Source organism: Halobaculum sp. MBLA0143, assembly GCF_041361465.1.
GTDB lineage: Archaea > Halobacteriota > Halobacteria > Halobacteriales > Haloferacaceae > JAHENP01.
In genome coordinates this window covers 291,411-307,970 of sequence record NZ_JBGKAC010000001.1, presented here as the reverse complement: position 1 = coordinate 307,970, position 16,560 = coordinate 291,411, and the positions used below count along the sequence as shown (strand labels likewise).

Here is a 16,560-nt window from a genome sequence, read left to right as displayed (position 1 = left end):
TCGCTGTACGGGCGGCGAGGGATTCGAACCCCCGGCCCCTTGGTCCGGAACCAAGTGTTCTGTCCGCTGAACTAGCCGCCCTCACTCTATCTAACTCGGTCGACAATTTCAACCCTTCGATGGGCGGCGTTCACTCCGAGCGTTCCTCGTCGCCGGCTCCGACGGCGTTTAATCAATCTCACTTCGTTAAATACCTAGCCGATCTGACATTCTACCCCTGGTCATAAAAGTATATTAGTTGTGCCGTGTTTCTTCTACTTGATGTTCGGTGACACTGGCAGACGGCAGCTGTTGAAGACTGGAGCAAGCATCGTCGCACTGTCCGCGGGTGCGTCCGTCCCAGGACTCGCCCGTCCCGACCCGAAGAAGATGTACGAGAAGACAATCGAGCTGCGGAAGCGGCTAGACTGGACCACTGAAGAGTGGCGCGATCACCTCGCAGACAAGCGCTTCGAGTTCCAGAAGAAGGACGTGGAGACGACTTCCGATGTCGGAGTTCAGTTTGAGAAGGGTAACTCGAAGATCAAGATGACGTTCACGACGGACTACAACACGACATTCCGTCCGACCATCGACTTCACGTACGTCAACAAGCAGTTAGATGCGTACGAGCCGGGCTACCGTCCGTTAGATCGCGTCTGCATCGGGTACAACAACGACGAGTTCGTCCGCAGCGACTACTACACCGGGCCGTACACTGCGAAACAGGACAACAAGAACTGCTTTGGCCCGACAGGCTCCTGTCTCGGCTACAGCGACTACGACAGCTACTACGATCAACCAGTGGACAGCGACGGGGACATCACCGGGTTCTACGGTGAGTACGTCAAGGTGAAGGATCAAGGCAGTCCGGACACACGGAAAATCTTCTTCGACTGGTACCACACCTCTGGAACCGTCAGCCTCGACGGGATCAGTTTCAGTCCGTACCCGGCACCGGTGTTCAGTGGCGGGAGCGAACAGTGGGTAAAGGAGGATGAGGCGTTCCAGGCGGACATCTGACGAACCAGACTGATGAGACGACGGACAGCATTGGCGACGGGAGTTTCGCTCCTCGGAGCTACGGCTGGCTGTCTGTCGAGTCTCGCCGATCCGAATCCGGTTCGGGCGTACAGCTTCAGGAGAGAAGAACCGTTCTTCGGCGGTCAAATGTCGTTGTCGGCGGACGGTATCGACGCGACACTCGCGGCGACAGACGAAGCAATCGAGGGACTTCACTGGGAACTGTTCGACGACACACAGGAGGAGCCGTACCGCTCCGCCAGCCCGCCGGAGACGTTTCTCACGGTCGCGTGTGCGCCGCTCGATCAGGACCGAGAGCGGTTGGACGACGTCGACGCGAGACTCGAATCCGACGGAACGCTCCGCCTCCAGTACCGAATCGCGCCGAAGTACGGCGGCGTCGAGATCCAACGGCGGTTCGGCTACGAGTTGGTGAAGTGGGAGTCACGCGGAGTGGTTCCCGACCGGGTCGTCGTCGAACAGCTGCCGGAGCCGGACCCACGGCGGTGAGTCCCCGACTGCTCACTCCGACCGTTCCTCGTCGCCCGCGAGGAATGTCGTGTCGACGAACGCCTCGTCGAGTTCGGCTTCGTCGGCGGGCTCTCCGTCGTCTTCCGGCGAGCCGTCGGACGGCGGACTGTCGGCCGCGTCGTCGGAGTCGCCGACCGCGTCGTCGGCGTCACCCGCCTCGTCGCCCCCCTCGTCGATCACGGTCGACTTCCAGGTGCCGCGGGTGAACCACGCGCCGGCGGCGACGGCACCGAGAATCTGGCCGGCGGCCATCCCGATCCAGATTCCGGCCGGGCCGAAGTCGCCGACGACCGCGAGGCCGTAGACGATGTGGACGCGGCCGAGCCCCAGCGCCGGGAGGAACACCAGCGAGACGAGTCGGTTGCCCAGCCCGTAGGCGGCCACTACCTCCGGCGAGAACGTCACCACGACCGCGGTCAGGGTGATGAACCCCAGCGCGCTCGCGGACTGTTCGGCCGCCGACGGCACCCCGACGCGGACGGTCTTCCGGACGTACTCCAGCCGCGGTCGGAAGTCCGGGAGCGACACGTCCGGACCGGCCGCCGTCCCGAGCAACACGTACAGCCCGATCACGGTGGCGATCCCCCGCGAGAGGACGGTCGCCACCGCCGCACCGATGACGCCCAACTCCGGCACCGGCCCGACCCCGAAGATCAGGATTGGGTCGATCACGACGTCGACGAACACGGAGACGGCCATGACGATCGTCGGCGCTCGGGTGTTGCCGTACCCCCGCATCAGCGAGGAGAACACGAAGAAGCCGAACAGGAACGGGAGTCCGGCGAAGAACACCCGCATGTAGCCGGCCGCCAACGGGATCACCTGGCCGACCGTCGCCGGCGACGACGGCAACACGGCCAAGAGCGGGTTCGTCGGCGCGTAGCCCAACAGGCCGACGGCGACCGCGATGGCCGTGATGAACCCGAGGGTCTGCCCGGCGACTGTCCCCGCAGACCCCGCGGAGTCCGCGCCGGTGTACTGGGCGACGAGCGTGAGCCGGCGACGTTGAACCCACCGCCGACGGAGATGAACAGGAAGATCAGCGGGAACGCCAGGCTGATCGCCGCGACCGCGTCCGTGGAGTAGCGTCCCAGCCACACCGTGTCGGCGAGGTTGTACGCCACTTGGAGCAACTGCGTGGCGACGATCGGCCACGCGAGCTCGAACATCGGACGGGCCAGCGTTCCGGAGGTGAGCGAGTCGTCCGTCGGCTCCGTCGCAGTCACGACTGATCCGTCACCCACTGTGGCGAGGGGACGTATCAACACACCGGTGCGTCGTCACCGACTCACACGGCGACGACCCGTCACCGCAGCGTCGTGTACGTCAGGACGACGACCGCGACGAACTGGACGGCACGCAACAACAGAACTGCCTGCTGGACGTGTGGGTCGCCGGCGTAGAGACTCTGCATCGTGACGAAGAAGTACAGTGCCAACGCGTTCTCCGCGAACAGTGCGACAGCGAACGCGAGCAGTCCGAGGACGAACGACGTGCCGACGCTCCGGTAGTTCTGTATCCACAGTCCGCTCACCGCTCCCAACAGGAGCAGGTTCGCGCCCGAGAGAGCGCCCGCGACCATGATCGTCCCGCTCATCGACACTCTGGGTCACCCGCCGTCCCGTGCAACGTCCGGCCGGTCGTCGTGTTCGACCTGTCGTGCGACCTCCTCGAACTGGCCGCGGTGTCGTCTGAACTGGTCGGTGAGAAAGTGGAGTCGCGCGTACTGTTGCTCGCCGGCCTCGACGAGGCCGTGTTCCTCCAACGTGTCGAGGTGGTGTCGCACCGTCTTGTAGCCCACGTCCAGTTCGTCCGCGAGTTCGTTCGCGTTCTTCGGCTGCTCGGAGAGGGCACGGATGATCCGCAGTCGGTTCTCCCCGCCGCGTGTCGCCGTGAGGAGATACCAGAGCGCTTTCTCCATGTGTCGTCTCTCTTTGTTGGAGGCCGACTGCGAGCCTAAAGCTTGGTCGGTTGTCCGTGCACGCTGCGAACCCGCCGTCCGTGTCGTCGACTGTGGCTCTGTACGGCTACTGGTCACTCACCGTCTCGGCCGACGTGGAGACCTCGACGACGTCCGACACGTCCGGGTAGTCGTAGCCGTTCACTCGTACCATCGGAGCGACGGCCTCGCGTTCGACGTCGCCGACACCCGGTGCACGCTGTCGTTGTGCCTGGTGGTCGCCGACACCCGGCTCCTGGTTCACCTCCGTGCCGGCGTCCCACAGTCCGACGGCGTTGGTCACGTTGCCCGTCCTCGGCGTGTCGCCGTCGAACAACGAGAGGCCGTCCTGGCCGCCCAACGCGTAGAACGCGTCGTTCGACGGGATGAACATCGTCACGAGCGAGAGCGACATCTCCGGAGAGCCGCTGAGCGCCTCCGCGGTGAACTCGTAGCTCCGACCGGGCGGGAGCGGACCGGGCCCGTCTGCGCCGACTGGCGTGTCGAACGCCCCCGCGTCGAAGACGCTGTCACGCCCGGCCAGCGACTCCGCGAGTCGTCCGGGTGATCCGTCCTCGGCCACTTCCTCCAGCCCGTTGTCCCGTTCCCGGCGGCCGGTCGTGAAGATCGGCCGATCCGGGGAGTGAACGGCGTACGCGCCCGGTGACAGCGGTACCCCCTGTTCGCTCGACTCGCCGTCGACCGTCGTCTGGAGCGTCGTCCCCCGGGAGACGTTCTCGACTGTGACCGTGAACTCGTAGGCCGTTCCGTGGTTGAACGCCCGTGTGACCGCGGGGACCGTCGCCAGCCCGACCGCGCCGGCTCCCAGTCCCGCCAGCACGTTCCGCCGTGAGGTCGTCTGTGATTCGTCCGTCGTGTCAGTGGTATCCTCGAACATGGTTACAGTGCGGTGTGACGCACAGGTTCTCGTTCGAACGGACACCACAAAGTTATTTTTCGAACTTCTTTACCAGAAACCACTACGTCGGGGCCGACTCCGTTCCGATTCGCCAGACGGCAGGCGGCTCTAGTGTCTCGTCGACGGGCGGTCGGTCGGTGACTTACCGCAGAGAGAATCGTCGTGGTAGTGGGTACGAGACGACGACGGGACGGCCGGTCGACAGGCCGACGGCGACCGTGTCAGGGTGCCTCTCCGGTCTCGATCGTGAAGTCGTCTCGGGGGTACGCCACACACGTCAGGGTGTAGCCGTCGTCGAGCTCGGCGTCGCCGAGCATCTGTTGGTCGTCGTGTTCGACGTACTCCTCGGAGTTGCCGCCGTCCGTGATCTGGCCGGCACACGAGACACACTGGCCCTGTCGACAGGCGTACGGGAGGTCCATCCCGCCGTCTTCACCCTGATCCAGCAGGGGTTCGTCGTTGGCCACCTCGATGGTCTCGCCCTCCTTGGCGAACTCCACCTCGTAGTACTCCACTTCGTCGTCGGGGATGTCGCCGGGACCGGCCTCCTCCTCGACCGCCGTGCCGCCTTCGGCGAGTTCACCGTCCTCGCCGGCCGGGACCGCGCCGGCGGCGACGCCGCCGCCGCCGATCGCCCGGTTGCCCGGCTCCGGGAACTCCGTCTCCTCGACCGTCGAGGCCCGGTGTTCTAACACCTCGTCGGAGATGTCGCCGGTCGGCTCCCAGCCCGTCCCGCGGGCGTAGTGCAGCACGACGAACACGACGACGAGAGCCGCGCCCGTCCCGAGTGCCACGGGGTCTACCATGCGAGCGGCTTGGACACGGGGGTTCAATAGGGTTGTGATTAGACCGCTCCCCGGCGACGCCGCCGCCGTCTCCCGACTACTCCTGCCGTCGCACCTCGTGACGCCCGAAGCCGTACCGGAGCCGGTTGGCGAGTCGCCGGGCGAACCGGTCCTCGCGGGAGCCGAACCGCTCGGCCAACGCCTGGTGGATCAACGGCACCGGGACCTCCCGTTCGAGCGCCTCCTGAACCGTCCAGGTGCCCGTCGAGCCGCCGGCGACGTGGTCGGCCACGTCGCCCAGGTCCGTCCCCTCCTCGCGGAAGGCCTCCTCGCACAGCTCCAACAGCCACGACCGAATCACCGCGCCGTTGTTCCAGGTGCGAGCGACTGCCTCCAGGTCTAGGTCGTACCGCCCGCGGTGGAGGAGTTCGAACCCCTCGCCGTACGCCTGCATCAGGGCGTACTCCACGCCGTTGTGGACCATCTTCACGTAGTGACCGGCGCCACTGGGACCCATCCGGGCGTGCCCGTCCGGTCCGGTTGCGACCGCGTCGAAGACGGGCGTCAGCCGCTGGTATGCCGCCTCCGGGCCACCGATCATCAACGAGAAGCCGAGCTCGGCACCCGCCGGCCCGCCGGAGGTGCCACAGTCGAGGTAGGCGGCGTCCGTCGTCTCCCCCCGTCGGACGGAGTCCTCGAAGTGGGAGTTGCCGCCGTCGACGACCACGTCGTCGGCCGAGAGGTGTGGCTCCAGGTCCCCGAGCGTGGCGTCGACGGCGTCACCCGCCGGCACCATCAGCCAGACGACCGTCGCGTCCGTCTCGCCGGCGGCCGCGACCCGTTCACACAGGTCTCCGAGCGAGTCGGCCGGCTGCGCGCCCGCCTCCGCGGCGGCAGCCGTCGCCTCCGCGTCGACGTCGTACGCGACCACGTCGTGGTCCGCCGCCAGCAGCCGCTCGGTGACGATCCGTCCCATCCGTCCGAGTCCGACGACGCCCAGGTTCACACTCCGGCAGTCGGCCGGGTGTGTGTTGTCGGTTGCGGTCGGTGTCGCGGGAGCCGCCGAGGCCGAGGCGGCCGCTGACGAACGGGTGAGACACGCCAGAACAGCCTCGCTCGATCAGTCGTCGTCGGCCTCGACGCCGTCGGGCGGGGTCAGCTCCCGCCCGAACTCGTCGAACTCGTCGAACTCACCCGACAGCGCGTACTCGAGTCTCCGTTCTTCCCGCCCGTCCGGCAGCCGGTCGTCCACGTCGGCGGCGACGGACTCCCACCCGGGCTTGACCCGGACGCTCCGGGCGGGGGTGCCGACGGCGACGTGGTGGTCGGGCACGTCCCCCTGGAGGATCGCCTTCGCGCCGAGCATCGCGTTCTCGCCGACACGAGAGCCCGCTCGCACCATCGCGTCGAAGCCGATTCGCGCGTCGTCGTCCACGACGGTGTGGTAGTTGTACACCTCCGTCTGGTCGACTACGTCGTGGTCGTGGGAGTAGACGTGTGCGGAGTCGGCAATCGACACCCGGTCGCCGATGGTCAACTCCCCGCGGTCGTCCAAGTGGACGTCGTCGTGGATCACGACGTTGTCCCCCACCTCGATGTTGTGGCCGTAGGTGAACGAGATCCCCTTGAAGAACCGACAGTCGTCGCCACAGTCCGCGAACAGGTGGTCGGCGAGCATCCGTCGGAACCGGAGCGCGAACTCGATGTTGTCGGCCATCGGGGTGTCGTCGAACTGCCGCCAGAGCCACTGGAGGTACTTCGACTCCTGGAACGCCTCCTCGTCTTTCTCCGCGTAGTACTCCGACTCCAGTGTCGCGTTACACGGATCGTACCCCTGGAGCCGAACCCGTTCTGCTGGCGACACGTCGCCGCCGTTCTGCCAGCGCTCGTAGGCGTCGCGGTCGCCGAACAGGTCGACGAGCGTCTCCCGTACGACCGCACAGGTGTCCTCCTCGGAGGCCAGACGCTCGTCGACCCGTTCGAGAAAGGCTGACACTCCCGACTCGGCGTCGGCCGGGAGTTCGACGTGGCGTTTTGTCACGACTGTACAATACCTCCGGCGCGTGCATATGGGTTCTGGTGTGCGCCACACGTCCTGTCGGTCCGTCTCACGTCCCCATTTTCGTTCGTCAGAGTATAATTCTTTGGTGGAAGGTCCGAATATGTCGCGGGTGAGCGGAGAGCGACAGAGGCTTGAGCGGCCGCCCCGACCCCGCGAGTATGTCACACAGCGACCCACCGGGGTGGGACGGGATCCCGTCGTGGAGCGGGGGGGCTGCCGACGGACTCGTCCGGACGGCCGAGACGGTCGCTCCCGTCGTCTACCCGCCGGACGAACGGGTCGGCGACGACTTCCACCTCTGGGACACCTGGCTGTTGCGGACCCGCGACGGCAGCGTGGCGACGCCCGGCGGCGTGCGGGTGATCTTCGCGCTCACCGCCCCCGACGACCTCCTGCCGGGCAAGCGCCACGACGCTGCCGAGATCCGGTGTCTCTACTCTCCGGACGGTCGGACCTGGCGCGACGCCGGGCCGGCGTTCGAGCCGGACGGCCCGCTGGGCTCTCGGCAGTGGGCCGGCAGCGCACTGTTCGAGCCGGACTCGGACGATCCGAGCCGCGGGGACGTGACCCTCTACTACACCGCCGCCGGCGAGGCGAACGAGACGGAGTTGAGCTACACCCAACGGCTCGCGGCCGGCACGGACGGCCGGCTGCGCGTCACCGACGAGACTGCCCGACTGGACCGCTCCTGGCGCCACGAGACCGTGTTGCGCCCGGACGGCGACCGCTACGAGACACAGGCCCAGTCCCGCGGGATGATCTACACGTTCCGTGACCCGTGGTTCTTCGAGGACCCCGCGACCGGCGAGACACACCTCCTGTTCGAGGCGAACGTCCCCGTCTCCGAGGACAGCGACCGCTGTGGCGGCGACACGACGGCCCAGTCGTTCAACGGCTGTGTCGGTGTCGCCACGAGCCCGGACGGCAGCCCCACGACGTTCGAGCCCGAGGCCCCGTTGCTCCACTCCGTCTGTGTCAACCAGGAGCTGGAGCGACCGCACGTCGTCGTCCACGACGGCCGGTACTACCTGTTCGTCTCCAGTCACCGTCACACGTTCGCCCCCGGGTTCGACGGCTTCGACGCGCTCTACGGGTTCGTCGCCGACGACCTCCGCGGCGACTACCGCCCGCTCAACGACACCGGGCTCGTCGTCACGAACCCCGCCAACGCCCCCTACCAGACGTACTCCTGGCTGGCGTACCCCCACGCCGAGGAGCTGCTCGTCACGTCGTTCTTCAACTACTACGACCTGGGCGGGATGTCACTGGACGACGTTGCCGACCTCCCGCGAGACGAGCAGTTCGCCCGCTTCGGCGGCACGCTCGCGCCGACGCTCCGGGTGGCACTCTCTGGCGACGAGACGCGGATCCTCGGGACGCTCGACCACGGGCACCTGCCGACTCGCTCGGAGTCGCTCCCCTCGCTGCCCGCGGAGACGGCAACACAGTCGGCCGGCGGCTACGGCGGCGCTCCGACCGTCGTCGACGAGTGACCGGAACCCTCCTGCCCGTCCGTCGCGTACGCCGTTCGTGACCGACCCGACCGACCCGTTCGCCGCCGTCGACACCGCGCGCGTCGCCGCCGACCACGGCGTCGCCGAGCCGACCCTGGCGGACGCGCTCGCGGCCGTCCGAGACGCCGCCGCGGCGCCGACTGTCCCCGCGCTCGTGTACGACTACCGACAGGCGTTCCAGACGGACCCGCTCGTCGCCCGTCACGGGGACACCCACTACCTCGCCGTCCCGGAGCGCGTCTGGCCGGAGTTCGCCGCGACGCTGTCGCTGTCCGACGCGACGCTTGCGGCCTGTCGGGCCGCGCACGCCGCCGCCTTCCGTGTCGTCGAGGAACCGCCGGACGACCACGAGCCGCTCGTGCTCGTGTAGCTACTCCGCCTGGGTCTCTCCGGGGTCGCCGACCGGCGTCGCCAGCTCTACCGTCACTATCGAGCCACGCGGGTCGCGTTCCGCGAACGACACGTCGCCGCCGACGCTGTCCGTGATCCACTTCACGAGCCACAGCCCCAGCCCGCTGCCGTGTTCCAGCGCCGTCTCCGTCCCGTGTTCCAACACGTTCCGTTCGGACTCCGGGATGCCCGGGCCGTCGTCCGTGACCGTCACGCGAACCCAGTCGTCGGTCGACTCCACGGACACCCGAACCCACGGCTCCGCGCTGTCGTTGTGTTCGATCCCGTTGGAGACGAGGTGCCACAGCGCCGAGTCGACCAGATCGTTGCCGAGCGCGGCACACTCCCCCTCACACTCCGTGTCCACCTGCGCCTCCGGGTACGTCTCTCGTGCGCGCCAGGCCACGCTGTCGACCACGTCGTCCAACTGGATCCGGTGTGTCTCGCCCCCCTCCGCGTGGAGGGTGCGGTCCACCTCCCGCGCCTGCTCGCCCAGCTCCACGAGCCGGTTGGCCTTCCGCCGGACTGCCTCTGCACGCTCCCGGACCGCCGGGTCCAGGTCCGACTTCAACAACAGGTCCGCGTACCCCAACACCACGTTCGCGTCGTTCCGGAGGTCGTGACGCAACACCCGGTTCAACACCCGGAGCCGTTGTTCGTACCGCTGGCGCTCCGTCACGTCCCGGATGTTGACCAGGAGTCGGTCCGCCGTCGCGCCGACGCCGGCCGTGACGACCGCCTCCACCGTCTGCCAGCCGCCGTCGCCGTGTTTGAGACGGAACCGCTCGCGTTCTGTCGTCTCGCGGCTCGTCGTGCGTTCGTCGTCGCCCGGCACTCCCCCGATCCGTTCGTCCGTCGCCGACTCCGCCTCCACCCCGCCGTCCGTGACCCCCCCGTCCGACGCCTCGTGGCGCTCGTGTGCGTTCGTCACCGAGCGGAACACTCGGTGGATCGACGACTGGTCGTCCGGGTGGACCAACGAGAACACGGAGCGACCGGTCAGCGTCTCTGGGTCGTGACCCAACACCCGTCGTGTGGCCGGGCTGGCGTACTCCACCGTCGTCTCCGCGTCCAACACCACTAACACGTCGTTCGACTGCTCGATGTACGTCTGGAACCGACGCTCCACCCGCTCGCGGTCCGTCACGTCTCGGAACACGAACACGTTCGAGGCCCCGGCCTGCCCCACGCTGATCGACGTGCGCGTCGCCTCGAAGTGTCGCCCCTCCGCCGTGAACGTCGTCTCCCCGTCGACGAGCAGGCTGTCGATCGCCTCCGGGTTCGGCAACACCGCCCGCACCGGTCGGCCGACGTCGTCGTCGTCCACGCCGAACGCCGTCGTCGCCGCCGGGTTGGCGTCGACGAGCAGCCCTCGGTCGTCGACGACGACGATGGCGTCGTCGATCTCCTCGAACACCGTCTCGTGTGCCACCGGCGACACGTCGAACAGGCCGTACGACCGAATGGAGACCAGGAACAACAACGACGACAGCCCGAACCACACCGGTGTCGTGTCGTACGGCGGCGCTATCGGCAGCGTCGTCACGTACGCGACCACCGTGACGACCGGGACCGACACCGCCGTCAGCAGTAACGTCGCCCGCCGTCTGTACGGTCCCGTCGTTCCGACCGCCTCGTTTCCGAACGACACCGCCGCGACACCACAGACCAACAACCCGTACGCCAGGTGCGCCGACATGAACACCCCGGGGGTCGCCGCCGGCACCCCCACGGTCGTCACGCCCATCACGTACGCCTGGTGCAACGGGTTGGTCAGCGCCAACGCCGCCGCCGCCGTCGGCTCTACCGCCAGCAACGCCGCCACTCGCTCGTCGACGAGACTCGCGTTGCCCGTCTGGTACAGCGAGAACACCAGGAGGAGCGTCGGGATCGGCGCCGCCACGACGTTGCTCACGCGCAGCCAGAACGACGCCGTCCCCACGCCTTCCGCCGACAGCCGCAGTCCGAACGTCACGGCCCACAGCGCCGCCGCTAGCGCCACGCCCGCCAGCGTGTCCCCCGCGACCCGGGCGCCGCCACGGCTGCGCGACACCGCGATCAGCGCCGTCAGTCCCGACAGCCCCCCCGAGAGGAACGCCGCCACCGTCAACAACGACTCGTTGTACGCCATTAGTTCACGCGAACCCGCTTTCGGTCGCTCTTCTCCGCGAGAATACAAAACCCTTCCCCCAGACCGTTCTGCCCCGAGCGGGGCGAGGTCGAAGGTTCCGCTCGCAGTCGGGCGGGTGAGCCGCCCGGCGACGGTGAACGCGGGCAGCGTGCTCACCCGAAGGGCCGAAGCGACCGGTGCGTCGGCTCACCTGATGGTCGCTCCGTCTCCGACTCCGGTCTGGATCGCACGGGCGTCGATCCCGGCCCGTTCGAACCCGTCGACCATCGCCGACGCGACCGCGCGTTGGTCCGTCGGTCGCGTCACCGCGAGCACACCCGGACCGGAGCCGCTGATCGTCACGCCCGTCGCCCCAGCCCGCGTGGCCGCCTCTCGAACCGCGTCGTACGCGTCCACCAGCGCCGCCCGCGCCGGCGTCACCACCGGGTCGTCCAGGCCGCGCCCGACCAACGCCGGGTCGGATCGACACATCCCGACGGTCAGTGTCGCCGCGTTCCGAACCGTCTCGACGTGGTCGTCCATCGACAGCGACGACGGCACCACCTGTCGCGCCTCCCGGGTGGAGATGGGCTGTGCCGGCAGACACACCACGAGCGATAGCTCCGCGTCCACGACCGTCGTCCCGTCCGGCCGGGTCACGGTGAACCCGCCCAGCAACGCCGGCGCGACGTTGTCCGCGTGGACCTCGCCGGAAGCCGCCGCCTCCCCCTCCGCCGCGACGGACACCAGCTCCGCACGACTGTACCCCCTGTCGTACAGTTCGTTCAGCGCGACCGCCGCCGCCGCGGCCGACGCCGCCGACGACCCCAGCCCGGAGGCCGGTCTGATCCCCTTCCTGATCTCGATGGTCGCCGGCGCGTCGAGTGTCGCCGCTACCACTCCGGCCGTGTTCTCCGTCGGCGCCTCCGGCACGTACTCTGCGCCCGCCCCCGTCACCGTGAGTGTCGTCTCCGTCGCCCGCTGGACCGTGACTTCGTCGGCCGGGCGTTCCAACGCCGCCCCGAACGTGTCGTAGCCGCTCCCGAGGTTCGCCGTCGTCGCCGGCGCACGGACCGTGACCATGCACCGGCTACCCGCCGGACTACTGATAAGACTGTCCGACGCGGCCGTACTTCCGTCAGCGCCCGGCGGTGACGTACAACAACGGCGCGACGACGACCAACACGATCCCGAGGAACAGGTAGTGGATCGGGACCAGGCTCTGCGGCGTGAGCATGAAGATCACGCCGAACGACAGCGCGACCAGCGACAACACCTTCCGAGACTTCAACGGGAGCGTTCCCGCCACGGACAGGATGAACCCGAGCAGGAGCGCCTGCCCGACGTTGTAGTCGAGCAGGAAGGAGTCGATGACCTGTAACGGGAGCATGTTCTCTGTTCCGGAAGTCGCCTTCGGCCCGATATTAACGTTCCGTTCTCCTCACCACGACCCCACTGGCGCCGCCAGGAACGGCACAGACATCTCCTCGGGGTGTTGGCCGCCGTGCTGGCCGACGAACTCGAGTTTCCGTCGCTCGTCGTCGATCCACACCCCGACGGACTTCGGCACCACCACCAGGTCGCCGACCCGTTCCCGGAGCTTCGGCGACACCGGGCCGTCGCCGAACAGCCCGGCCTCGACGGCACGCTCACCCGACAGGACGCGGGCCTCGAAGTCGGCGTCCGACAGCGCCGCCCGTACCGTCTCTTCCGTCCCGGGCTGGAGGTGGAGGTGGAGGTTCCGCGGTCCACCAGTCGGCAACACCGGTCGCCCGTCGTCGTGACGCGCCAGACTCCCCCACACGTCCGGCAGTGTCGTCAGATCGACCGCGGCCGACGGGTCCGACTGTCTGTGGCCGTGGTCTGCGGTCACGAGCAGGAGCGTCTCCTCGGCCGTCGCGTCCGGGAGGCGGTCCAGTTCCCGCTCGACCGCGCCACAGACGGCCGCCAGCTCCGCCGCGTACTCGTCGCTCCGCGTGCCGGCGTCGTGGGCCGCCCCGTCGACGGCCGGCCAGTAGGCGTACACGTACGTGGGCTGGGTCGCGGCGGTCAGCCGCCGGCGGATCGACAGCCCGAACTCGGCGACGCTGTCGACCCCGTGGACCGTCGCGCCCGCCAACGCCTGCGCTCCGTAGGGCCCGCCCGTGATCCGCGACGGTTGGATCGCGTGACTCTCGACGCCGGCCTCGCCCAGCCGCTCGTACACGGACCGGCCGTCGAACAGGTCCTCGCCGTCGACCGCGCCGTCCGTCGCCGCCGTCAGGTCTCGGGGGTCGTCCGTCGGCGACAGCTCCGGGACGGTCGGATCCTCGCCCGCGGCGGCAGCCGCCGCCCGCCTGTCGTCGGCCGGCCGCGTGACGAACGGCAGCGTCTGGACCGTCCGGTCGACCGTCGGCAGGCGGAGGTTCCACCCCAACAGTCCGTGTTCCGCCGGCGTCCGTCCGGTGTTGAGCGACGTGATGGCGGCCGCCGTCTCCGAGGGGTAGACGGAGGTGATCGCCGTCGTCTCGCCGGCCGTGGCCGCCCGCGACAGCAACGACGGCCGTTCGCCCGCCTGGAACCGGTCCCAGCCGTAGCCGTCGACCAACAGGACGACAACCCGCTCGTAGTCGCCGTCCGGCACCGTCGCCGGCGGCAGCGCGCGGTCGAGGTCCACCCCGAGCGCCCGGGCGGCCGTCCCCGGGACGCGGTCGAAGGAGTAGTCGTCGTACGCCGGCCAGACGTAGCCGTCCCGGCGCACGCCCGGGAGCGCACGCTCCCCGCCGTCGAAGAAGCTCGTGTCCGTCACACCAGGGGGTCGGGGGGGGGTCGAAGGTGTAGCTTCCGTTCTCGGCCAGTGTCACTCCTCGTCGTCGCCGTACGTCACCTCGCCGCTGGGGCCGCTGATGTCCAACGGCCGGAGCCAGACGTACCAGACGAGGAGAATCGTCCCACCGTAGCCGAAGACGTACACGAGTCGCCCGATCCCGTCGTACCCCCACACGCCGAACTGTCGACGGACGATCCCGGTACCGGCGACGCCGACGACCAACACCGCCACCAGCCGTAGCGCCTCCCACCCGAACACTCCGCCGCCAGCGGCGTCGTTCTCGTCGGTCACGTGTGTCGTTGGAGCCGTGTGTTCGTCAACCTCTCGGTTCCGTCTCGACACCGTCGAACTCGAAGCGAGCGCCGCCCGTCGCCGACTCCGTCACGGAGACGTCCCAGCCGTGGGCCACTGCCATCTCCCGGACGATCGCCAGCCCGAATCCGGTGCCGTCGCTGGCGGTGGAGTAACCCGGATCGAACACGTCGCCGCGGGTGTCCGGGTCGATCCCCGGGCCGTCGTCGGCGACGTAGAACCCCGCCGTCTCGTCCGTGTCTGCCGGGAGACCACCCACCTCGATCTCCGCTGCCGGTCCGGCGTGCTCCACGGCGTTCCGGAACAGGTTCTCCACGACGTGGCGCAGCCGTCGCGGGTCGGCCGCCAGCTCGAACGACTCGTCTGTCGTCCGGAGGGTCGCCTCCTCCGTGTCGACGTTGCTCCAGCAGTTCTCCGCCAGCGCCGTCAGCTGCACTCGCTGGGTCTCCTCCACCGTCGCTCCCTCGCGGGCGATGGTGAGCACGTCCTCCGTGATCGCCTCCATCCGGTCTAACGCCGAGGCGACGGCCGCGAGGTTGTCGTCGTCGCCGTACCGTTCACGCGCCAACGAGAGGTGGCCGGAGGCGACGTTCAACGGGTTGCGCATGTCGTGTGAGACGGCGCTGCCGAACACCTCCGACCGTTCCTTCTCGCGTCGCAACTCCCGGGTGCGCTCCCGGAGCTCCCGTTCCCGCTCCAGCCGCGAGAGCGCGTCTCTGGCGTGGGTGACGAGTAGGTCCGTCAGCTCCAGGTCCGACTCGTCGAACGCGGCGACGGACCGCGAGACGGCCTGGAACACGCCGTACTCCCCGATCGGCACCGTCAACACCGACCGGAACTCCGTGTCCGCCGGTGTCGCCTCCCGCGTGGTCACGTCGTCGACGACCGACGGCTCGCCCTCCCGGACGGCCAGCGCGGCGAGGTTGTCGTCGGCGTCCACCGGCGTCGTCTCGTAGTACTCGTCTTCCGAGATCGCCGCCGACACCGCTCGGGGGACGAGCGTGTCCCCCTCGCGGGCGTCGGCGACGGAGATGTCGAACTCCAGGATCTCCTCTGCGGCCCGCACCACCTCCTCGTAGACGGAGTCGCCCGCCTCACACCGTTGAATGCGGGCGGCGGCGTCGTGCAGTGCCGCCACCTGCTCCGTCCGGTCGGCCAACTCCTGGCGGCGCTCGCGGCGCTCTGTCACGTCGTGGACGCTCCCCAGCACCCGGTCGCGGCCGCCGATCGCCGCGATCTCGTAGTGCACGTCCAGCCACAGCCGGTCGCCGTCCGCGTCGCTCACGGCCCACGTCGCCTCGCCGGCGCCGTCCGCGACCGCCGACCGGAACGCCGCCGCCCGGTCGTCGCCGCCCGCGACCGGGGTCACGACTCCCGGGTCGTCCGTCGCCGACGCTCCCCCGTCCGTCTCCGGCGCCGTCTCTGGGTCGCCCGTTCCTGTGTCGCTCGTCTCCGGGTCGTCCGTTCCTGTGTCGCTCGTCTCCGGGTCGTCCGTTCCTGTGTCGCTCGTCTCCGGGTCGTCCGTTCCTGTGTCGCTCGTCTCCGGGTCGCCCGTTCCTGTGTCGCTCGTCTCCGGGTCGTCCGCCGGCAACACGGGATCCGTCGCCGACAGCAGCGTCTCGCGGTCGTACCCCAGCATCTCACAGTAGGCGTCGTTGACGGCCAACAGACGGCCGGCGTCCGTCCCGCGGACGGTCAGCCCGACGCCGGCCTTGTCGAACACCTCGCGGTAGCTCACCGCCGTGTGTGCCCGGTCGACGGCGTCGCGGACGCGGTCGGCCAGTCGACGGAACCCGTCCTCGTCGGCCCGTTTCGGGAGGTAGCTCGTGACGGACGCCTCTACCGCCTCGCGGGCGACCGACTCCGACCCTCGGCCCGTCAACAGGACGAACGGGAGCCGAGGCTCTCGTTCACCGACCGCCTCCGACAGCTCCAGTCCGTCCATCCCCGGCATCCGGTAGTCGCTCACGACACAGTCGAACGTCGTCGCCGACAGCCGATCCAGGGCGGCCTCCCCGTCGGAGACGCGGGTGACGGCGAAGCCACCGATCACGTCCTCCAGATACGCCACGAGTGTCTCGGCGAACCCGTCGTCGTCGTCGACGTGGAGGACATCGAGCGGTTCGTCAGGGGTGAACACCGTTCGTCTGTCTCTCATTGGTGTGTGTCCGCGGACACCACTCCGCG

16 protein-coding genes, 1 tRNA gene and 1 pseudogene are annotated in these 16,560 nt (G+C 68.8%); 4 read left to right on the top strand and 14 right to left on the bottom strand.

Annotation, left to right across the window (positions count from 1 at the left end; genetic code table 11):
- Nucleotides 1-8 precede the first annotated feature (8 nt).
- Nucleotides 9-81: transfer RNA gene (locus RYH79_RS01625), tRNA-Arg, on the bottom strand.
- A 180-nt stretch (nucleotides 82-261) separates the two neighbouring features.
- Between RYH79_RS01625 and RYH79_RS01620 the strand changes: the two genes are divergently transcribed.
- Complete coding sequence (locus tag RYH79_RS01620; protein ID WP_370895573.1) at nucleotides 262-1,002, top strand: hypothetical protein; 741 nt, start codon at nucleotides 262-264, stop codon at nucleotides 1,000-1,002.
- A 12-nt stretch (nucleotides 1,003-1,014) separates the two neighbouring features.
- Nucleotides 1,015-1,512 (top strand): hypothetical protein, encoded by a 498-nt coding sequence (locus RYH79_RS01615; protein WP_370895571.1) that lies wholly within the window; start codon nucleotides 1,015-1,017, stop codon nucleotides 1,510-1,512.
- A 12-nt stretch (nucleotides 1,513-1,524) separates the two neighbouring features.
- Here RYH79_RS01615 and RYH79_RS01610 read toward each other — a convergent pair.
- The 7 genes and pseudogenes from RYH79_RS01610 to RYH79_RS01580 all read right to left on the bottom strand — a co-directional run bounded on the left by RYH79_RS01610 (nucleotide 1,525) and on the right by RYH79_RS01580 (nucleotide 7,217).
- Nucleotides 1,525-2,702: pseudogene (locus tag RYH79_RS01610) on the bottom strand (MATE family efflux transporter).
- 137 nt (nucleotides 2,703-2,839) lie between these two features.
- Entirely contained in the window at nucleotides 2,840-3,130 is a 291-nt protein-coding gene (locus RYH79_RS01605) for a DUF8036 family membrane protein (RefSeq protein WP_370895569.1), read from the bottom strand.
- Between the two features lie 12 nt (nucleotides 3,131-3,142).
- A complete protein-coding gene (locus RYH79_RS01600) occupies nucleotides 3,143-3,454 on the bottom strand; it encodes an ArsR/SmtB family transcription factor (RefSeq protein ID WP_370895567.1) in 312 nt (103 codons plus the stop codon).
- Between the two features lie 106 nt (nucleotides 3,455-3,560).
- The gene (locus tag RYH79_RS01595; protein ID WP_370895565.1) at nucleotides 3,561-4,370 is read right to left on the bottom strand and encodes a spondin domain-containing protein; all 810 of its coding nucleotides are present in this window, start codon (nucleotides 4,368-4,370) and stop codon (nucleotides 3,561-3,563) included.
- A gap of 242 nt (nucleotides 4,371-4,612) precedes the next feature.
- Nucleotides 4,613-5,197 (bottom strand): 2Fe-2S iron-sulfur cluster-binding protein, encoded by a 585-nt coding sequence (locus tag RYH79_RS01590; RefSeq protein WP_370895563.1) that lies wholly within the window; start codon nucleotides 5,195-5,197, stop codon nucleotides 4,613-4,615.
- A 76-nt stretch (nucleotides 5,198-5,273) separates the two neighbouring features.
- Nucleotides 5,274-6,281 (bottom strand): phosphogluconate dehydrogenase (NAD(+)-dependent, decarboxylating), encoded by a 1,008-nt coding sequence (gnd, locus tag RYH79_RS01585; protein WP_370900726.1) that lies wholly within the window; start codon nucleotides 6,279-6,281, stop codon nucleotides 5,274-5,276.
- Between the two features lie 15 nt (nucleotides 6,282-6,296).
- Nucleotides 6,297-7,217 (bottom strand): acyltransferase, encoded by a 921-nt coding sequence (locus tag RYH79_RS01580; RefSeq protein ID WP_370895561.1) that lies wholly within the window; start codon nucleotides 7,215-7,217, stop codon nucleotides 6,297-6,299.
- 179 nt (nucleotides 7,218-7,396) lie between these two features.
- On the opposite strand from RYH79_RS01580, the gene RYH79_RS01575 reads away from it, so the two are divergent.
- A complete protein-coding gene (locus RYH79_RS01575; RefSeq protein ID WP_370895559.1) occupies nucleotides 7,397-8,731 on the top strand; it encodes a glycoside hydrolase family 68 protein in 1,335 nt (444 codons plus the stop codon).
- Nucleotides 8,732-8,768: 37 nt separating this feature from the next.
- Complete coding sequence (locus tag RYH79_RS01570) at nucleotides 8,769-9,122, top strand: DUF8048 family protein (RefSeq protein WP_370895557.1); 354 nt, start codon at nucleotides 8,769-8,771, stop codon at nucleotides 9,120-9,122.
- On the opposite strand, the gene RYH79_RS01565 is transcribed toward RYH79_RS01570, so the two are convergent.
- The 6 genes from RYH79_RS01565 to RYH79_RS01540 form a co-directional block, all read right to left on the bottom strand.
- Nucleotides 9,123-11,273, bottom strand: coding sequence for a histidine kinase N-terminal 7TM domain-containing protein (locus RYH79_RS01565; RefSeq protein ID WP_370895555.1), 2,151 nt, complete (start codon nucleotides 11,271-11,273; stop codon nucleotides 9,123-9,125).
- 186 nt (nucleotides 11,274-11,459) lie between these two features.
- Entirely contained in the window at nucleotides 11,460-12,335 is an 876-nt protein-coding gene (locus RYH79_RS01560; RefSeq protein WP_370895553.1) for a homoserine kinase, read from the bottom strand.
- A 55-nt stretch (nucleotides 12,336-12,390) separates the two neighbouring features.
- Nucleotides 12,391-12,642: a DUF8006 family protein gene (locus RYH79_RS01555; RefSeq protein WP_370895551.1), complete on the bottom strand. Its 252-nt coding sequence runs from the start codon at nucleotides 12,640-12,642 to the stop codon at nucleotides 12,391-12,393.
- Between the two features lie 51 nt (nucleotides 12,643-12,693).
- Entirely contained in the window at nucleotides 12,694-14,040 is a 1,347-nt protein-coding gene (locus RYH79_RS01550) for an alkaline phosphatase family protein (RefSeq protein ID WP_370895549.1), read from the bottom strand.
- A 51-nt stretch (nucleotides 14,041-14,091) separates the two neighbouring features.
- Nucleotides 14,092-14,352, bottom strand: coding sequence for a DUF7996 family protein (locus RYH79_RS01545; protein ID WP_370895547.1), 261 nt, complete (start codon nucleotides 14,350-14,352; stop codon nucleotides 14,092-14,094).
- A 25-nt stretch (nucleotides 14,353-14,377) separates the two neighbouring features.
- Nucleotides 14,378-16,531, bottom strand: a complete 2,154-nt coding sequence (locus RYH79_RS01540; RefSeq protein ID WP_370895545.1) for an ATP-binding protein — start codon at nucleotides 16,529-16,531, stop codon at nucleotides 14,378-14,380.
- Nucleotides 16,532-16,560: the final 29 nt, after the last annotated feature.